This is a genomic window from Catenuloplanes japonicus (assembly GCF_000717135.1).
Classification (GTDB): domain Bacteria; phylum Actinomycetota; class Actinomycetes; order Mycobacteriales; family Micromonosporaceae; genus Catenuloplanes; species Catenuloplanes japonicus.
Map to the genome: position 1 here is coordinate 76,990 of NZ_JNXY01000002.1, position 16,895 is coordinate 93,884.

General features: G+C 72.4%; 15 protein-coding genes. 4 read left to right on the plus strand and 11 right to left on the minus strand.

What is annotated here, in order from left to right:
- Positions 1-89: 89 nt before the first annotated feature.
- Entirely contained in the window at positions 90-1,025 is a 936-nt protein-coding gene (locus OP04_RS04370) for a L,D-transpeptidase family protein (protein ID WP_157239282.1), read from the minus strand.
- Between the two features lie 683 nt (positions 1,026-1,708).
- A complete protein-coding gene (locus OP04_RS04375; RefSeq protein ID WP_033338196.1) occupies positions 1,709-1,924 on the minus strand; it encodes a hypothetical protein in 216 nt (71 codons plus the stop codon).
- Between the two features lie 156 nt (positions 1,925-2,080).
- Between OP04_RS04375 and OP04_RS04380 the strand changes: the two genes are divergently transcribed.
- Complete coding sequence (locus OP04_RS04380) at positions 2,081-2,452, plus strand: YciI family protein (RefSeq protein ID WP_033338197.1); 372 nt, start codon at positions 2,081-2,083, stop codon at positions 2,450-2,452.
- 13 nt (positions 2,453-2,465) lie between these two features.
- Here OP04_RS04380 and OP04_RS04385 read toward each other — a convergent pair whose 3' ends face one another.
- The 5 genes from OP04_RS04385 to OP04_RS04405 form a co-directional block, all read right to left on the minus strand.
- Complete coding sequence (locus tag OP04_RS04385; RefSeq protein WP_033338198.1) at positions 2,466-2,942, minus strand: GNAT family N-acetyltransferase; 477 nt, start codon at positions 2,940-2,942, stop codon at positions 2,466-2,468.
- A gap of 24 nt (positions 2,943-2,966) precedes the next feature.
- Positions 2,967-5,621 carry a hypothetical protein gene (locus OP04_RS04390; RefSeq protein WP_033338199.1) on the minus strand — a complete coding sequence of 885 codons (2,655 nt, stop codon included), beginning with the start codon at positions 5,619-5,621 and terminating at the stop codon, positions 2,967-2,969.
- A gap of 28 nt (positions 5,622-5,649) precedes the next feature.
- Positions 5,650-6,249: a TetR/AcrR family transcriptional regulator gene (locus OP04_RS04395; RefSeq protein ID WP_051797078.1), complete on the minus strand. Its 600-nt coding sequence runs from the start codon at positions 6,247-6,249 to the stop codon at positions 5,650-5,652.
- The gene (locus tag OP04_RS04400) at positions 6,246-7,019 is read right to left on the minus strand and encodes an aminoglycoside phosphotransferase family protein (RefSeq protein ID WP_198153713.1); all 774 of its coding nucleotides are present in this window, start codon (positions 7,017-7,019) and stop codon (positions 6,246-6,248) included. Before OP04_RS04400 ends, OP04_RS04395 begins: the two co-directional genes overlap by 4 nt.
- Positions 7,020-7,765: 746 nt before the next feature.
- Positions 7,766-8,188, minus strand: a complete 423-nt coding sequence (locus OP04_RS04405) for a MarR family winged helix-turn-helix transcriptional regulator (protein ID WP_033338200.1) — start codon at positions 8,186-8,188, stop codon at positions 7,766-7,768.
- Positions 8,189-8,310: 122 nt separating this feature from the next.
- Between OP04_RS04405 and OP04_RS04410 the strand changes: the two genes are divergently transcribed.
- Positions 8,311-10,023, plus strand: a complete 1,713-nt coding sequence (locus tag OP04_RS04410) for an ABC transporter ATP-binding protein (RefSeq protein ID WP_085066219.1) — start codon at positions 8,311-8,313, stop codon at positions 10,021-10,023.
- A 142-nt stretch (positions 10,024-10,165) separates the two neighbouring features.
- Here the strand turns inward: OP04_RS04410 and OP04_RS04415 are convergent, their stop codons facing one another.
- The gene (locus tag OP04_RS04415) at positions 10,166-10,405 is read right to left on the minus strand and encodes a hypothetical protein (RefSeq protein ID WP_033338202.1); all 240 of its coding nucleotides are present in this window, start codon (positions 10,403-10,405) and stop codon (positions 10,166-10,168) included.
- Between the two features lie 103 nt (positions 10,406-10,508).
- Between OP04_RS04415 and OP04_RS04420 the strand changes: the two genes are divergently transcribed.
- Positions 10,509-10,946 carry a DoxX family protein gene (locus OP04_RS04420; RefSeq protein ID WP_033338203.1) on the plus strand — a complete coding sequence of 146 codons (438 nt, stop codon included), beginning with the start codon at positions 10,509-10,511 and terminating at the stop codon, positions 10,944-10,946.
- A gap of 87 nt (positions 10,947-11,033) precedes the next feature.
- Complete coding sequence (locus OP04_RS04425) at positions 11,034-12,947, plus strand: M6 family metalloprotease domain-containing protein (RefSeq protein ID WP_033338204.1); 1,914 nt, start codon at positions 11,034-11,036, stop codon at positions 12,945-12,947.
- A gap of 95 nt (positions 12,948-13,042) precedes the next feature.
- Here OP04_RS04425 and OP04_RS54495 read toward each other — a convergent pair whose 3' ends face one another.
- The 3 genes from OP04_RS54495 to pnuC form a co-directional block, all read right to left on the minus strand.
- Entirely contained in the window at positions 13,043-15,085 is a 2,043-nt protein-coding gene (locus OP04_RS54495) for a serine/threonine protein kinase (protein WP_051797079.1), read from the minus strand.
- Positions 15,086-15,199: 114 nt separating this feature from the next.
- The gene (locus OP04_RS04435; protein ID WP_033338205.1) at positions 15,200-16,255 is read right to left on the minus strand and encodes an AAA family ATPase; all 1,056 of its coding nucleotides are present in this window, start codon (positions 16,253-16,255) and stop codon (positions 15,200-15,202) included.
- A complete protein-coding gene (gene pnuC / locus OP04_RS04440; protein ID WP_033338206.1) occupies positions 16,252-16,851 on the minus strand; it encodes a nicotinamide riboside transporter PnuC in 600 nt (199 codons plus the stop codon). Before pnuC ends, OP04_RS04435 begins: the two co-directional genes overlap by 4 nt.
- Positions 16,852-16,895 lie beyond the last annotated feature (44 nt).

Here is a 16,895-nt window from a genome sequence, read left to right on the forward strand (position 1 = left end):
TGCGACGTGCGCGGCGGGACCCGGACCTGAATTGCGACGTGCGCGACGGGATCAGCGGGCCTCGACCGCGACGTGCGCGGCCGGGGTGATCAGTAGACCTGGACCGGTGTGCCGACCGGGATCGCGCGCTTCTTCCAGATCCAGTCCATCGCCGCGATCGTCACGCGTGCGCACCCGTCGGACGCCGGCCACGACGGCACGTTCTCCGCGCCGTGCACCGCGATCCCGCCGGTGAAGTACTTCGGGCGGTAGAGCGGCCCGCGTGGCCCGTACCGCCAGTCGCTCACCTGCCGGTCGACCGCGAACTGCCCGGCCGGTGTCTTCGCGAGATAGCGTTTGCCCTGGTAGCGGTAGTGCTTCCCGGTGCCGGTCGACGTGTTGAAGATCTTGGTGACCGCGCCGTCGTCCACGATCAGCAGCAGCTGCCTCGTCAGGTCGATCTCGACCCGGTGCCCCTTGCGGCTCTTCGCGACCGGCCGCACACCGTCGGACAGCGCCGTGATCGTCGCCGCGTCGACCGTCCCGGTGATCTTGATGCCGGCCGCCTTCTGCAGCGCGTAGACCGCCTGCTGCGTCAACGGCCCGAACCGCCCGTCCGCCGGCCCGTTCCAGTACCCGAGCGCGGTCAGCCGCTCCTGCAACCCGGTGATCTCCGCGCCGGTCTCGCCCCGCTCCAGCACCCCGTCCGCGTGCGCGGTGGGAATGCCACTCGGCGTCGGGCTGGGCGTCGGGCTCGCGGTCGCGCCCGCGGTCTTGCTCGGTGTGGGACTCGCGCTCGGCGTCAGCGGCGGCCGCGAGGACGGCGGCAACGTCACCGGCGGCGCGGTCGACACCGCCGGAGGACCGGTGGTGACGTCCGACTCGCCCAGCAGGTCCGGCAGCGTCGGCGCCGGCGTCACGCTCGGCAGGGCCGGCGCGGGCGCGGGCAGCGACACCGGCTCGACCGGATCACTGCCACACCCGGCGGCCATCGCGACCGCCATCCCCAGCACCACCGCGCGCCGGGCCGTCCCACGAGCTGTCATCGCCCCATTCTTGCTGATCAGAGCGTTTCTGAAGACAAAATCCACAACCTTGCGTGGGTACGCCGTGCGCCCGCACAACCCGCCCGCACAACCCGCCCGCCCATGCCGATCCGTCCCGCAGGCCCGGCACCGGGACGACGGCGGACAGGCTGCCGCGCCCGCGTCGACCGTGGACACCCGTGAGCCGATCATCGACGCTCCACGTCCGAATGCCGGCAGACAGCGGGCGCGGCGACGACTTTCCACAGCAGATTTCCCGGCATGCCCGGCCCCGTTTCCGTGAAACGTGGCGCGTCACCATGGCGCGCGGCCGATGCGTCACGTCCGTGCGGCCGAGGTCGCCGGACCGCGCGGGCACAGGCCACCACGGGGCACGCGTGGATTGCGGCCACCGGGGCTGGTCGGCGACGGCCGTCCCGCGCGGTCCCGGACCGCCACGTCACCGGATGGGCGACGGGGCGCGGTGGCAGGGTCGCGGGCGTCCAGCGCCCACACGTCCCGGCGCATACGAATTCACGCCCGAACAAACCTGCGCCAACACCATATCTGGGTACGCCCGGAGTGCAACCCACAACATGTCGTGCCGGCGTGTCATCCGCACCACAGGCTCGGGCGCCTCAGCGAAGCGCGAGCACGGCGGCAACGGTCCGTCGCGGTCCACGCCCTCCAGCCGCCACGGCGAGTCAGCCACCACACGCGACGGCGGCGCCGCAGCCGATGTCGAGCACCCGCCCACGGGCCCGGTCCAGCAGCGCGGTCTCCGTCGCGGACCAGAACTCCGGGCCCCGGAAGCAGCGTGCGGCGTCGCCGCGACTGATGACGCCGTCGTCCCGCTCCACCTCCGCCACGGCCGTGTCCCCGGCCCAGCCGCGGGCCGAGCAGACTGCCGAACGCGTCACCGATCACCGCCCGATGATCCCCGGCCGGTGCTGATCATCGCGAGCGGGTTCCGGCCGCGGAGAATTTTCCCCGGCGTAGCGTCGGATTCGGCGAGGGGCGTTCGTAGAACATGCGAGAGGTGGCCGCGAGGGCTGCCGGAACAGGGGAGACCTGCGATGACGCGGTACCTGATCTCTTTCGACGACGGCGCGATGGACCACATCCCCGACGGGGACTGGGGCGACGTGGCAAAGGCCTCGAAGGCCGTGTGCCAGGAGGCCTTCGACGCGGGCGTGTGGGTGTACGGCGCGGGTCTGCAACGTCAACGGGCGAGCATCGTGGGCACCGACGGCCTCGTCACCGACGGGCCGTACCCGGAGACCAAGGAGGTCATCGGCGGATTCGCGGTCGTCGAGGTGGCCACCCGCGAGGAGGCGCTCGCGTGGGCCGCCAGGATCGCGGCCGGGTGTCGCTGCGCCCAGGAGGTCCGCGAGATCATGGACGACCCCGAGCAGGACGAGATGTTCCGCAGGGCCGGGCTGCGCTGACGTCCCGATCCCTCTATCGGTCGAGGCGGAGGATGGTCTCCTCGATCTCGGTGCCGCGGGCGTTGGCGAAACCGGTGTCCGTGCCGATGACGGTGAAACCGGCGCGCCGCAGCACCGCCAGCGAGCCCGCGTTGTCGCTCGCGGCGCGGGCGAGCACCGGCCGGACCGGCACCGAGTCGAGGAGCAGCGCCAGCGCGCGGGAGGCGATCCCCTGCCCCCAGAAGGACCGGTCGATCCAGTAGGTGACCTCGGTGTCACCGTCCAGGACGAAGGCGGCGATGCTGCCCACCAGCCGCCCGTCGAGCGTGACGGCCCGGTTGTCCGCGTCCGGCGAGGCGCGGATCCTCGCCATGTGGGCGTCGAAGGCGGCACGATCGCCGGGATCCTTCGCCGTGAACGCCGCCATCCGCACCGACTCCGGGTCACGCATCAGCGCGAACAGCGTGTCCAGATCCGCGTCCCGGACCGGTCGCAGCGCCACCTCGGCCATCGACGTCTCCCCTCGTGATCGGCGTCAGGTGACCGTACCAGCGGCATCCGATCGCGCGAGGGTCCGCGCGAGGCGGCCGGCCTCGACGGCGAGCCGGGTGCGGGACCCGCGGGCGGCGACCGCGGTGACCGACGGCAGGTCACCGGTGGCGTGGGCCGCCGCCGCTGCCGCCTCGGCCAGCATCAGCACGTCCGCGGTGGCGGCCGGGATCCTGGGAAGATCGAGCAGCGCGGGTACGAGCACGCGCGTGACCGCCCAGACCTGCGGGCCGGCGCCGGCCCGCAACGCCTCGGTGAGCCCGTCCGCGACACGCGCGAGGCCGATCGCGCCCGGGACGGCCGCCAGCGCCCCGAGTTCCCGGCCGACCAGGGGAGCGTCCAGATCGCCCCGCGCCGCGAGCAGCAGAAACGCGTCGACGGTGGCGATGCGCCCGCTGGGCCGTCCGGCGGCGAGGCCGTAGGCGAGGCAGAGCGCGACGGCGGGACCGCACGCGCCGTCCGCGCTCGCCAGGATCGGCAGCACGTCGAGGGCGTGCGACAACGGGCCGTCCGCGGCCTGCGCGAGCGGGAGCTGCAGGTACGCGGCGGCGATCTCCCGGTTGCTGGGCAACGCCATGACCCACCCGGCGTGCGCGTCGAGGCCGGTGCCGACCTGGGCGCGCCGCACGGCATGTGCCTCAGGCTGGGAGAACAGGTCCGCGGGCAGGCCGGGCAGACCGTGCGCGACCGGTGCGAACGTGGTGACCCGCCGGGCCCGGCCGTACCGGGCCGTGGCATAGCGGCATCGCTCACAGACCGGCGTGTGGTCGCAGGCCCTCGCCGGCGCGTCGATCGTGGTCACCACCGGATCCGGCAGTCCGCCCCGGCGCACCCAGCGGGCGAGGACCAGCCCGGCGGGGCTGGTGAGCCGCTCCGCGCCGGCGACCAGCGCGTCCATGTCACGGGGCAGCCGCAGCAGCGCCTGTGCGAGGTCGAGAGGGCCGGGCTGCCACCCGTCCCGCTCCGCGGCGGTGAGCAGTGCGAGCACCCGCTCCGGGTCGACGTGCCCGAGAACCGTGGCCGGCGTGGCCAGCAGCGCGGGAGGCGGATCCGGCGGCGTCCGCCGCAGTTGCCGGGCGAGTTCGTCGGTGCGCTCTTCCGTGAGAAGGTCGACCGTGGTGAACGGGCGCCGCCACCTGCGCCGGATCTCCCCGCCGTGCACGAGGGCCCGCACCACATGGCCGAGCTGCGAGTCGGACTCCACGTCGGCGATCGGCGCGAGCGTGGCGACCAGCGCCTCCCGGTCCGCATGCGCGAACCGGACCACGGCATCCATGATCCGTTCGATGTCGATCAGGCTGCCACCGCCCCAGACCTGCTGCGTGACCGCCACCTCGTCGGCCACCTCCGCCGGCGACGCGATCGGCGCCGGCATCGGTTCGGCCCGTTCCGGCATCGACACGGTCGGCCCGGACGGCGGCCACACGAGCGGTGAAGCCTCGGCACCGAGGATCGTGCCGGCCTGTCGCCGCAGGTCGCCGTCGAGCGACGCCGCCGCGGCCGCGAACAGCGAGCGTCCCTCATCGCCTGCGGCCGGGAGGTGCCGGGCGATCGACGCCAGCACGGCCTCGACGAGATCGGCGGATCGCGCGCCGAGGCCGGACACCAGCGCCGCGAACAGCGCCGGGTCCGGACCGCGGTCCAGCGCGGCCCCGAGCAGTGCGATCCCGGCGCGGACCAGCTTCTTCTCCCGGCGGGACAGCATCGCCTGCCCGGCATCCGCGGTCGCGCGCGTCTCCAGCCGCCCGTGCGCGTTCACCGCCCGCAACGCCTGTGCGGCGAGCCCGGCCGCGGCGGAGCTCGCGCCGGACAGCATGCCGAGGTAGTCCGGCACGGCCGCCACCTGCTCGTCCAGGGTCGGTGTGAGCAGGCCGTACAGCGTCAGGAAGGGACCGAGCGCGTTCTGCCGATCGCCCTCGCGCATCCGGTGCAGGCAGCCGTCCAGCAGCATCCGCCGGTCGGTGCCGCCCTCGGCGCAGAATGCGTGCACCGCGGCCGGCCAGCCGGCGTCGGCGCGCCGACCGAGGCCGCGGATCGTGAACACGTGCGGCAGCAGCACGGCCGTCCAGGGCGACGACCGCAGCAACTCCGGTGAAGACGTCTCCGCGAGCCAGGCGGAGACCGTGCCCTCGTGCACCGGCATCGGCAGCGCCGCGGCCTGGAGCAGCGCGCTGACGATGGGCCAGTACAGGTCGGCGGTGTCGGCCGTCATCCTCGCCGCGAGCGCGCGGGCGACGGCCGGCAGCGACGGCCGCCCCGGCGCCTGCAGCACGCGGACGAGGTGCACGGCGTTGTGCGCCAGCGTTTCGATGCGGAACCGGTCCGAGCGCAGCCACGAGGTGACGTCCGCGGCCCGGGGCATGCAGGCGGCACCGGCGATGCGCAGCGCATCCATCTGCTCGCACCGGAACAGGTGCTCCCGGTACCACTCGCGTGAGGCACGCGCGCGCTGCTCGGCCTCGGTCTCGTCCGGGCCGTGCGGTTCCGGCTCGTACGGCGGCGCGGGGCGGAGGTAGTGGACCTCCTTCAGCGACGCCGCGAACGCGCGACGCTCCGGCTCGTCGAGTGCGATCAGCACCTCCGCGACCTCAGCCGTCCTCCCCTCGTACATCAGGGTGACCAGCTGTTCGAACGTGATCACCCGCTCAGTATCCGGCCGGCGGACCTGCTCAGGAGGCCAGACCGTCGATGAAGAGGGCGATCAGGCGGCGGGCGCGTTCCGGCGTCGACGCGGTCGTCAGCAGCGCGGCCACGGCCAGCGTCACGTCGGCCGGGTCGACGCCCGCGCGCAGGCTGTGGTCGGTCGAGGAGCGGGTGTAGAAGCCCGCGATGATCGCGGTGATGCGGGACGCGGTGGCGGAGCCGTCCAGCGCGCCGGACTGCCAGGTGGCGCGCAGCGTGTCCATCATGCCGCGCTTGGCCAGCATGAACGTGGCGAACTCCTGCGCCCAGGCGCCGAGCGCGGTGTGCGCGTCCGCGTCCCGCGTGCGGGAATCCACGCGCGCGGTCATCTCGTCGAGCTTGCTCATGTAGACCGCCTCGGCCAGCTCCTCGCGCGTGCCGAAGTGCCGGTAGAGCGTGGCGATGCCGACGTGTGCGGTGCGGGCGACCTCGTTCATCGAGACCGGCTCGCCGGCGTCGTCGGCGGCGGCGAACAGCGCGCGGGCGGCGGTGACGATCACGTCCCGGTTCCGCTCACGGTCGGCGCGGGCGCGGCGCGGTGGCGGCCTGCGGGTGGAGTCCTTCGTGGTCGCGGCGTGCGTCATCATGGCAGACCGGCGAGGAGGTGCCGGTGACGACGGCTCCAGTCCACCCGCCGGTCGCCCTCGTCGATCACGCCGTCGTGCAGCCAGGTCAGCTGCGGTTCGCGGCCCTCGGCGGCCAGCCGGCGGGTGAGCGCCAGCACCCGCTGCTGCTCCGCGATCACGTCGTCGACCAGCCCGTCCGTGGAACCGAGCCCGTACGCGCCCGCGAAGACCTCGATCCGGCGGCGGCGGTCCGGCGGCGACGGGTACCGCAGCCACCGCAGGCACATGTCGTCGTCCCGGAACGGCGCGACGTACTCCAGCGCGTAGGCGACGTCCCGCCGGTGCGTGCCGGGGCCGGCGTAGTCCCAGTCCAGGATGCCGACCGGCTCCGGCCCGCGCCAGACCAGGTTCCACGGGCCGAAGTCGCCGTGACACACGATCTGGTCCGTGCCGACCCTGTCCGCACCCGAGGCCCAGCGTGCGGAGGGCCGGAAATCCCGTACCGCGTCGTGGTAATCCCGCAGCAGGCGAGCCATCGCGGCCAGCCCGCGCTCGTCCACGACCCGGTCCCACCCGTCCGGGCCGGAGTCCCCGTCCAGATAGGTCAGCACCTCACGCCCCTGATCGTCGATCCCGAGCACGCGCGGCGACGCCGGGAAGCCGACCGCCTCGAGATGCCGCAGCAACTCGTGGATCGCACCCGACCAGGCGAGCATCGGCCGCCGCACGGTGTCCCCGACCCGCACCACCCGCCGGTGCGGCCCGTCCTGCAACACCTGATCGCCCGTCACGCGCCGACGCTATCGTGACGCCCGGCCGGACGCCGCGCCATAAAAGCCAGATCAAGATTCAATTCATGTTCCCGCTTCCGGCGTGGTGGCGGTCCGCATGCTCCCGCGGGCACCGGTCGTCGCTGGCGCTCCTCCCTGCCGGTCCCGCGCGGCACCGGCCCAGAACCAGAACCCGCCCGCCCGGCCAGCACCACTGCACGCGGCCCCGGCTGTGGCCCGGCAGCCTAGCCTTGTCGCCGGAAGGCCGGCGATGCCGGATATGTCATTTCATGGCGCCTGCTCACGGAACGCTACGGGACTTGATCAACGGTCGTATGTACGTTTTCTACGGTCTCAGGCACTCAAAGCGTGGAGAACGTACATACGACCGCCGATCAAGGCCGGAGCCACTGCCGGCCCGCGACCCAGAAGCCGCAAGACGGACAGCCCTGCCGAGGAGAGTGACCACGAAAAGTGAACCAGGAAGCCTGGGCCTGGGCCAGAAGTCGCAACGATCACGGATTAGGCCCTGATATACCGAAATTTCGGGCGCGGAGCGCCCTGCCCTGCCCCGATGAACTCGGCGTGCCGAGCAGCCCGGCACCGGCTCGGCGCACCGAGCAGCCCGGCGCCGGCTCGGGCATCGCGACCAATCGCACCGAACGGTAGTGGGCGGCAGGGCCGGGAGCATGCGGACCGCCACCACGCCGGGAGCGGGAAGATCAACATTTTGATCTTGGCCTTGCCCTTCCGGCCAGGGCGAAGAGCTACTGGAGCAGGCCGCGGAGGATGCGGTCGAGGGTGGCGCGGTCGTCGTCGGGGAGGGAGCCGAAGATGCGGTCGGCCTCGGCCAGGCGGGCGGCGCGGATGGCGTCGCCGGCGGCCACGCCGGCGTCCGTGAGCGAGACCAGCGTGGCGCGGCGGTCGTCGGGGTCGGGGCGGCGGGCCGCGTAGCCCAGGGACTCCAGGCCGTCGATGACCTCGGTGGCGGAGCGGGGGGCGATGCGCAGGTGGTCCGCGACCGCGCTCAGTCGCAGCGGGCCGTGGTGGGCGAGCACGCCGAGCGCCCGTGACTGGCTCGGCGTGATCGAGAACGGGGCCAGCGTCTCGCGGCCGGTGTGACGCAGGCGGCGGGCGACGGCCCAGAACAGCTCCGGGAGCGACTCGGGCGAGGGAGACGAGGAGAACACGGAAATAGCGTAGCGGCAGATGCGGTTGTAGCCTCATGATGAGGTTACCTCAATAAATAGGAGTCGCATTGCCAAGAGATCAACGGAAGCCCTCGGAGGCTGACAGGACCAAGGCCCGGGACGTGTCGCTGCGCCGCATCGCCCGGCTCTTCACCCCGCACCGCACGCCGCTCGCGATCGTCACCGGGATCATCGTGGTCTCGGCCGTGGTCGGGATGGCGTCGCCGTTCCTGCTGCGCGAGGTCATCGACGCCGCGTTGCCGCGACAGGATCTGACGCTGCTGTCCTGGCTGGTCGCGGGCATGATCGCGGTCGCGGCCGTGACCGCGGCACTGGGCGTGGTGCAGACCTGGATCTCCACCCGCGTCGGGCAGGAGGTCATGCACCGGCTGCGCGTGGACGTCTTCACCCACCTGCAGCGACAGTCCGTCGGGTTCTTCACGCGTACGCGTACCGGCGAGGTGCAGTCCCGGATCACCAACGATATCGGCGGCATGGAGACCGTGGTGACCAACACCGCGGCCGGCATCGCCTCGAACCTGACCACCGCGGTCGCCACGATCGTCGCCATGCTCGCGCTCTCCTGGCAGCTGAGCCTCGCGTCGCTGATCGTTCTCCCGCCGGCCGTCTACTTCACGCGCAAGGTCGCCGGCATGCGCCGGGAGATCGTGGCGGAGCGGCAGCGCGAACTGGCCGACCTGAACGTCACGATCGAGGAGGGCCTGTCCGTCAGCGGCGTGCGCCTGAGCAAGACGATGGGCGCGGGCGCGCACCAGATCGCCCGGTTCGCCGAGTCGTCCGCGCGCCTGATCGACCTGGAGCTGCGCTCGGAGTTGGCCGGCCGGTGGCGGATGGCCACCATGAGCATCATCTTCGCCGCGATCCCCGCGCTCATCTACCTGTCCGCGGGCCTGCCCGGCACCGCCGGCGCGATCAGCATCGGCACGCTCGTCGCGTTCACCGCGTTGCAGAACGGCCTGTTCCGCCCGCTGATGGGCCTGCTCAGCGTGGGCGTGCAGATCACCAGTTCACTGTCGCTGTTCGCGCGCATCTTTGAGTACCTCGACCTGCCGACCGAGGTGGCCGACCCCGCGCGGCCGAAGACGATCGCCAGCCCCCGCGGTCACCTGCGCCTCGAGGACGTCACGTTCTCCTACCCCGGCAGCGACACCGCGGCGCTGGCCGGTGTCACGCTGGACGTGCCCGCCGGCAGCAGCCTCGCGCTGGTCGGCGAGACCGGGTCCGGCAAGAGCACGCTGGCCTCGCTGATCGCGCGCCTGCACGACCCGGACTCCGGCCGCGTCACGATCGACGGCGTGGACCTGCGGGATCTGCGGCTGGACGACCTGGCCGGGATCGTCGGAGTGGTCAGTCAGGAGACGTACCTGCTGCACACCACGATCCGGGAGAACCTCCGCTACGCGAAACCGGACGCGACCGACGCGCAGCTCGAGGCCGCCGCGCGTGCCGCGCAGATCCACGACCACATCCAGAGCCTGCCCGAGGGGTACGACACGGTCGTCGGATCCCGCGGCTACCGCTTCTCCGGCGGCGAGCAGCAGCGCATCGCGATCGCCCGCACGCTGCTGCGCGACCCGCGCGTGCTGGTCCTGGACGAGGCGACGTCCGCGCTGGACACCGAGACCGAGCGGGCGGTACAGGCCGCGTTCGACACGCTCGCGGAGGGGCGTACCACGATCACGATCGCTCACCGGCTGTCCACTGTTCGTGACGCTGACCAGATCGCGGTGGTTGACCACGGGCGCATCGTCGAGGCCGGGACCCACGACGGCCTCATCGCCGAGAACGGCCGCTACGCCGCGCTGGCGTCCTGATCGGTTCGGGGCGGGGGTCGTGAGGGTCTTCACCGGCCTCACGCCGCTCAGACCCTGACTCGACAACCTCTGTATACCGGAATTCCGGCAATGGTAACGGGGCATGACGGCGGTGCGGGCCTCGCGCGGTGCCGCCGGAGCCTCAGCCCGCCGAGGTGGCGTCCCGGCCTGACGCGGAGGCGGCGTCCCGGCCGGGCTCCGAGGTGGTGTGCCGGTCCTTCGGCATGGCCCACGCTTCCGCGCCGCGCATCAGCATTTCGGTGGCCTGGTGCTGGCGGGCGGCGCGGCCGGTGACGTAGTCCCACATGCCGAAGGTCCAGACCGCGAGGGCCGCGCCGACGAAGACGATGACGCCCGCGACGGCGAGCACGGTGGTCAGCATCCCTGAATGATCTCACCTATGTGGCTTGTCATATCGACGACTGTCGATATCTGTGGAATCCTGTGGTGATTCCGGTGGGTGACCGATCAGATGCTAGGGAGTAATGATGTCTGACCGACTGTCCGTACCCGTTACTACATTGTTTCGCCTCGTCGTCGGCCTGATCTTCGCCGTGCACGGCGCCGCGGGGGTGCTCGGGCTGTTCGGCGGCAGCCGCGGCACCGGCGAGGCGATCGCGGCCGGCACCTGGCCGAGCTGGTACGCGGGCCTGATCCAGCTGGTCTTCGGCACGCTCGTGGTGGTCGGTCTCGGCACCCGTGTCTCCGCGCTGCTCTGCTCCGGCTCGATGGCGTACGCGTACTTCGTGGTGCACCAGCCGGACGCGCTCGCCCCGGTGGCCAACGGCGGCGAGTCGGCGGCGCTGTTCTGCTGGGCGTTCTTCCTGATCGCGGTGCTCGGGCCGGGGCCGTTCTCGCTGGACGCGCTGCTCACCAGGCGCGGGCGGGTGGCCGCGCCGGAGCTGCAGCCCGCCACTTCCTGACTGACCGATCAGTCGTTGAGAAGGCCGGGGGCGCGCGCTGCTGTCGTACCCCCGGCCCTGGTCCTAGGGTTGTCGAGAGGTGTGCGAATGAGACGTTCCCGGACGGCCGGCGCGGTCATCGCGATGCTGGCCCTGTCACTGATCGTCGTGCCGGCCGGCGTCGCCCGAGCCGCACCGCCGGACCCGTTCCGCGTCGTCGACCCGCAGCGGTGGGAGAACCCGGACCACATGACCTGGGGCGACTACGTGCCGGTGCCCGGCGCCGCCGTGCCCGCGACCGGGTCGGAGCGGAACTTCCGGATCGCGCTGGTCACGCTGGACTATCCGGACCAGCCGTTCGTGGTGACGCAGGCGGCGCAGTCCACCGTGTTCGGCAATCCGCAGCCGAGCGCGGCCGGGATCGCGCGGGCGGACGTGCCCGCGTTCTACCGTGACTTCCTGAACACGCCCGGCACGCTGAACAACGGGCACACGCTGCACGAGTACTGGATGCAGGACTCCTACGGCCGGTACGGCGTGGACCTGACCGCGTTCGGCCCGTACGAGATGGCGAACCCGGCCCACCGGTACGGCATCACCGACGACATGAACCCGGGCGCGTGCCCGGCCGGCGAGACCTGCAACCGGAACCTGCGCACGGACGGGCTCGGCGCGTGGCGCGCCCAGGTCGGCGACGAGGTGGCGGACTCCTACGAGCTGGTCTTCATCCTCTCCGCGGGCCAGGACGAGTCGTCGACGTGGCAGGAGTTCGGCCAGATGCGCTTCCCGGACGCGGCCTCGGTGTCCGAGGACTTCGGGCCGCCGGACCCGGCGCTGCCGAACTCGGCCGCCACCCGGTACGTGCCGTGGACGTCCTGGGCCTCCGCGGCCACGATCTGGCCGAACGCGGGCGGCGGATCGTCGACCCAGGCGGAGAGCAGCGGGCAGGCGGTCTACGCGCACGAGCTCAGCCACCTGCTGAGCATCGGGGACAACTACAACAATCCATACGGTACGCCGCTGCGCCGCGCCTACACCGGGCCGTGGAGCATGATGTCGCGCGGCTCGTTCAACGGGCCGGGCGGACCGCACACGCGCTGGCAGATCCCGCCGGTCAACGGCGGCGCGATGGGCTCGCTGCACACGATCCGCGACAAGATGAAGATCAAGCTGATCGGCGACGGCCAGGTGCTGCGGCTGTCCCGAGCGGACCTGGCCGGCTCGGGACTCGTCGTGGCACGGGTGACGGCCCGCGCGGTCGCGACGACCGGGTTCAACGGCATCACCATCGCGCTGGACGGCGACCGGTCGCCGTCCTGCTCCGTCACCACGGATGTGCTCTGTGACGGCGGCGGCTACGACAACTACACGGTCGAGGTGGTGGACCGGATGGGCGCGGACTCGTTCACGCCGGACCACGGCGTGCTGATCAGCAAGACGAAGAACGAGGACCGGGCGCCGTTCCAGTGGGTCGTCGACGCGCACCCGCAGGACATCGGCATGGTCGACTTCGTGCGTCCGGACGGTACGCAGCAGATGATCACCATGGGCGACTACCGGCAGTTGTCCGATGCGCTGTTCCACGCGGGGACCCGGTCCGGCAGCTTCTACGAGTACGTGGACGCGGCCAACCGCCTGCACTTCTACGTGCTGGACCTGACGCGCGGGCCGGGCGGGGTGCTGTCGTACACGGTGGCGGTGCGGTCGCTGGACGGCGCCGGGCCGGCCGTGCGCAGCGCCGCGCTGACGCCGGGGCGGCTGACCGCGCCGCGGACCTGCACGTTCACGCTCACCGGGCCGGTAACGGACGTCTACCGGCTGTCCGCCGCGGTCGACGGCCGGGGCTGGCGGGCGGAGCTGCCGCACGCGCTGGTCACGGCCGGTCCCGGCGGGGGTGCCACGGTGACGGTCGCGGTGGATCCGGGCCGCAACGGCGCACGCACGGCCGAGGTCACGCTGAACGCGACGTCGGAGAGCGATCCCGCGGTCAGCGTCACCCAGCGGTGCCGGGCCCGGCGCTGACCGACGGGTCTTCCTGACCACCGCGAACGGTGAGCCCGCGGGAGCATGCGGGCCGGACCACGGCGGAAGCGGGAATATCCGCTTTTAAAGGGTTTTCAGCTGTTGAGCGTGCGGACTTCGATGTCGTTGAAGGAGGCGCCGTAGGGCGGGGAGTCGTCGCCGGGCGCGCTGACCATGCCGATGACGGCGGCGATGCCCTCCGTGATGTCCTTCTCCGGGAGGTCCGCCTGGCCGATCAGGATGCCGTCGTGGCCGAAGCTGACGCCGTCGCCCTCGACCAGCACCTGCATGCGCAGCGGCTTGTTGAGCGGCAGCGCCTCGGTGAGCGGGAACTCGCGGATCACGTAACCGCTGCCGTCCTCGCGCTCGACGGACAGCCGGAACGCGTCCTCGCAGGCGGTCAGCTGGTAGCTGCGCGGCTGCTCCCAGAACAGCCAGATGCCGATGCAGGTCCCGGGCTTCTCGAGGCGCGCGGTCACCGCGACGGTGTGGTCACCCTTGACCTTGTCATCAGGACCGCCGCAGGTGTACGACCCGGGGGTGACCCGCTGCACGCGGAGCGCGCCCTCCAGGACGTCGCACTCGGACTCCTCCTCGCCGACGATGTACGTGCCGTACCACTGGCCGGGGTTGGTCAGCGCGTCGACGATCAGCGACTTGCCCTTGGGCAGCGTGAACACGTCGTCGGACGGGGACGGCGCGGGCGTGGTGGGGCCGGCTGCCTCGTTGTCCCGCTCGTTCTCGACGGCCGCGCCGAACATGCCGGCGGCCTGCGCGGCGACGACGCCACCGGTGCCGGCCAGGAGCAGCAGCACGACCACGACGAGGACGCCGACGGTACGGCCGCCGCGGCGCGGGGCGCTGTTCTGCGGGGGCTGCGGATAGCCGGGCGGCGGGAGGCCGGGGCCGCCCTGGAAGCTGGGCGGGGACGGGAAGCCGGGACCGGCCTGCATGGGCAGCGTGTGGTCCTCGTGCGGGTGCGCGGGGGACTGCGGCACGGCCGACATCGGCATCCCGGAGATCGGGGTGTAGGGCGGGGCCGACGCGGGACCGGCGGCGTAGGGCGGGGCGCTGTAGGGCGGGGCGCTGTAGGGCGGGGCCGAGGCCGGGCCGGGAGCGTAGGGCGGGGCCGAGGCCGGGCCTGTGGGTGGCGGCGGGAAGGACGGGGAGAACGTGGGCGCGGCCGGCATGTAGGTCGAGTCCGGCGGCGTCTCGGTGGGCAGCGTGAAGACGGGCGCGTTCTGCAGCTCGATCGCGGCGGTCCTCAGCGCCGGCTGCTGGTCCAGCGCGTCCGCGAGCTGCGGTGACCGCTGGGGGCCGCCGTGCAGCAGCAGGTCCAGCAGCTCGCGCGCGGTCGGCCGCTGCCGGGGATCGCGTTGCAGCGCACGTGCCACGAGGTCGCGCAGTGGTCCGTCGAGCGTGCCGAGGTCCGGCGCCTGGGTGAGGATCCGGCCGAAGATCGACATCGGGTTGTCCGCGTGGAACGGCGCGCGGCCGGTCCCGGCGAACGTGACCACGCAGCCCCAGGCGAACACGTCCGACGCGGGGGTGAGCGGGCTGCCGGACTCGTCGAAGCGCTCCGGTGCCATGTAGTTCGCCGTACCGACGATCTGGCCGGTGCGGGTGTGCTGCGTGGTCGACTCCCAGGCGCGCGCGATGCCGAAGTCGATCACCTTGGGCGTGCCGGGCGCGAGCAGCACGTTGTGCGGCTTGAGGTCGCGGTGGATGACGCCGGCCTCGTGGATCGCGGTGAGCGCGGTGGCCACGCCGATCGCGACCGCGTGCAGGTTGGACGGGCTGAGCGGCCCGCGCTCGGCGACCTCCTGGGCCAGCGAGGCGCCGTCGACGAACTCGGTCACCAGGTACGGCCGGGCCGCGTCCGGGTCCGCGTCGAGCACCTCCGCGGTGCAGAACGGCGGCACCTGGCGCACGCGCGCGACCTCGGACCGGAACCGGTGCCGGAACTCCTCGTCCGCGGCCGTCTCCGCGTGCACGACCTTCACCGCGACCGGCCGCCCGGAGGGGTCCTTGGCGAGGAAGACCACGCCCTGGCCACCTGCGCCGAGCCGGCGGACGATCTCGTACGGGCCGACGCGCGCAGGGTCTCCCGGTCGCAGCGGGACGCCTCGCTCGATCACAGCTCGCTCCTTCGCAGGACTTCGGCCACTGGTGCGGCTGGGGCCAGAGCCTAGCGCGTACGACATGACGTTTTGTGGGTGAACGTCCACTGTGCCGGTCAGCGGACGATCTGTTCAGCTACGTGGTTTCTCGGGCTCGGCGAGGCTCCAGCCCTTGTCCAGCAACGCGTCGCAGGCCGCGACCGCGATCGCCATCCGGGTCTCGTGCGGTCCGCGCAGCGCGACCACGGGCACGCCGGTCCCGGCGAGGTGTGTGCGGAACAGGCCGGTCATCCAGGCCCGCAGGTGCTCGCCGTCACGCGTGCCGTCGTCCTCGAACGGCACGTCCTCGTGGTCGGTGAGCAGGTAGAGGTCCGGTTTCCGGGCCGCGTGCAGCACGGCGGTGGAGGTGCTGCCGAGGTAGCGGCGCTCCCAGATCGCGGTGGCGGCCGCGTCCGTGTCGCCGAACAGGACGGGGGAGCCGAGCGCGGCCGCCTCGTCCTCGGCGCGGTTCTGCTCCGTGACGACCTCGACGAAGTCGTCGCGGTCCCAGGTCAGGTCCGCCAGCGCCACGCCCGCGCGCAGTTTGCGCTCGGTCAGCTCGCGACCGAATTCCGGCACCCACCGCGTATTCGCCCAGACGCCGCCGCGTGACCGATAGTGCGCGGCCAGCGCGGACGCGATCGTGGTGGTGCCGGTGGACTCCGCGCCGACCGCGATCACGCGCCGGGCGAACCAGGCGCGGACCGGCGGTGCCAGGTGCTCCCAGTGCGCGACCGGGTCCGCGCGGATCGCGGTGCCGGAGACCGGGACCGTGGCGCGCGGCGGGTCGACCGGCACGTGGACCGCGCGGAAGCGGCGGGCCAGCTCCGCGCCGTACTCCTCGGAGCTGAACACCGCGTCGAACCGGTCCGTGCCGGCCGCCTCCCGGAACACGGCGACGTGCGCGTCCCAGGCGTCGTCGCTGCCGTAATCCACCGGATGATCGTCATAAATCCCGATGAAGTGGACGGTGGGGTGCTCGGCGCGGAGCCAGGTGAGGCGCAGGTCGAGCGGGATGGACTCCCGGCGGGACGGCGCGGCCACCACGGTCAGCGTGTCGCACTGTGCGGCCGCGGTCGCGATCAGATGGTGGTGGCCGGCGTGCGGCGGGTAGAACTTGCCGATCACCAGGCCGGTGCCGAAGCTCATACGGTCCTCCGCCACGAGCGCAGGCCGGCGATGCACAGGCAGAGGAACAGCACGTAGAGCAGCGCGGTCAGCCACAGGCCCTTGTAACCGTAGAGCGGGATGTAGATCAGGTCGGCCGCGATCCACAGCCACCAGCTCTCCAGCAGCTTGCGCGACTGGCCGTAGGTGGCCATCAGCGACAGCGCGGTGGTCGCGGCGTCCGGCAGCTCGGTGGTCGAGTCCGTGTGCGTGGTCAGCCACCAGGTGAGCGCGGCGGTGGCGGCGATTCCGGCGACGATCTGGCCGATCCACTCCACCCGGGTGGTACGACGTACCGGCAGCGGGGCCTGGCCACGCCCGGTGTGCCAGTGCCACCAGCCGTACGCGTTGAGCACCACGTAGACCACCTGCAGCCCGGCGTCCGCGTAGAGCTTGGCGTCCAGGAACACCAGCAACAGCAGCAGCACGTTCGCGATGCCGAGCGGCCAGTTCGCGATGTGCTGCCGGACGACCAGCCACACGCACAGCGCGCCGGTGGCGAAGCCGAGCACCTCGGCCCAGCTCGTCGGCGCGCCGAACGCGGTGACGGCGGTGCTGTTCAACCAGTCCAGTACCACGGTGGGTCCCCCTTTCCCGCCATGATCATGCCGGGAAAGGGGGA

What these genes read in the sequence shown, in the direction of transcription:
- OP04_RS04370 (WP_157239282.1), bottom strand. Translation starts at nt 1,025, where the DNA reads ATGACAGCTCGTGGGACGGCCCGGCGCGCGGTGGTGCTGGGGATGGCG.
- OP04_RS04420 (WP_033338203.1), top strand. Translation starts at nt 10,509, where the DNA reads ATGATGTCTGACCGACTGTCCGTACCCGTTACTACATTGTTTCGCCTC.
- OP04_RS04435 (WP_033338205.1), bottom strand. Translation starts at nt 16,255, where the DNA reads ATGAGCTTCGGCACCGGCCTGGTGATCGGCAAGTTCTACCCGCCGCAC.
- OP04_RS04415 (WP_033338202.1), bottom strand. Translation starts at nt 10,405, where the DNA reads ATGCTGACCACCGTGCTCGCCGTCGCGGGCGTCATCGTCTTCGTCGGC.
- OP04_RS04395 (WP_051797078.1), bottom strand. Translation starts at nt 6,249, where the DNA reads ATGATGACGCACGCCGCGACCACGAAGGACTCCACCCGCAGGCCGCCA.
- OP04_RS04380 (WP_033338197.1), top strand. Translation starts at nt 2,081, where the DNA reads ATGACGCGGTACCTGATCTCTTTCGACGACGGCGCGATGGACCACATC.
- OP04_RS04385 (WP_033338198.1), bottom strand. Translation starts at nt 2,942, where the DNA reads ATGGCCGAGGTGGCGCTGCGACCGGTCCGGGACGCGGATCTGGACACG.
- OP04_RS04425 (WP_033338204.1), top strand. Translation starts at nt 11,034, where the DNA reads ATGAGACGTTCCCGGACGGCCGGCGCGGTCATCGCGATGCTGGCCCTG.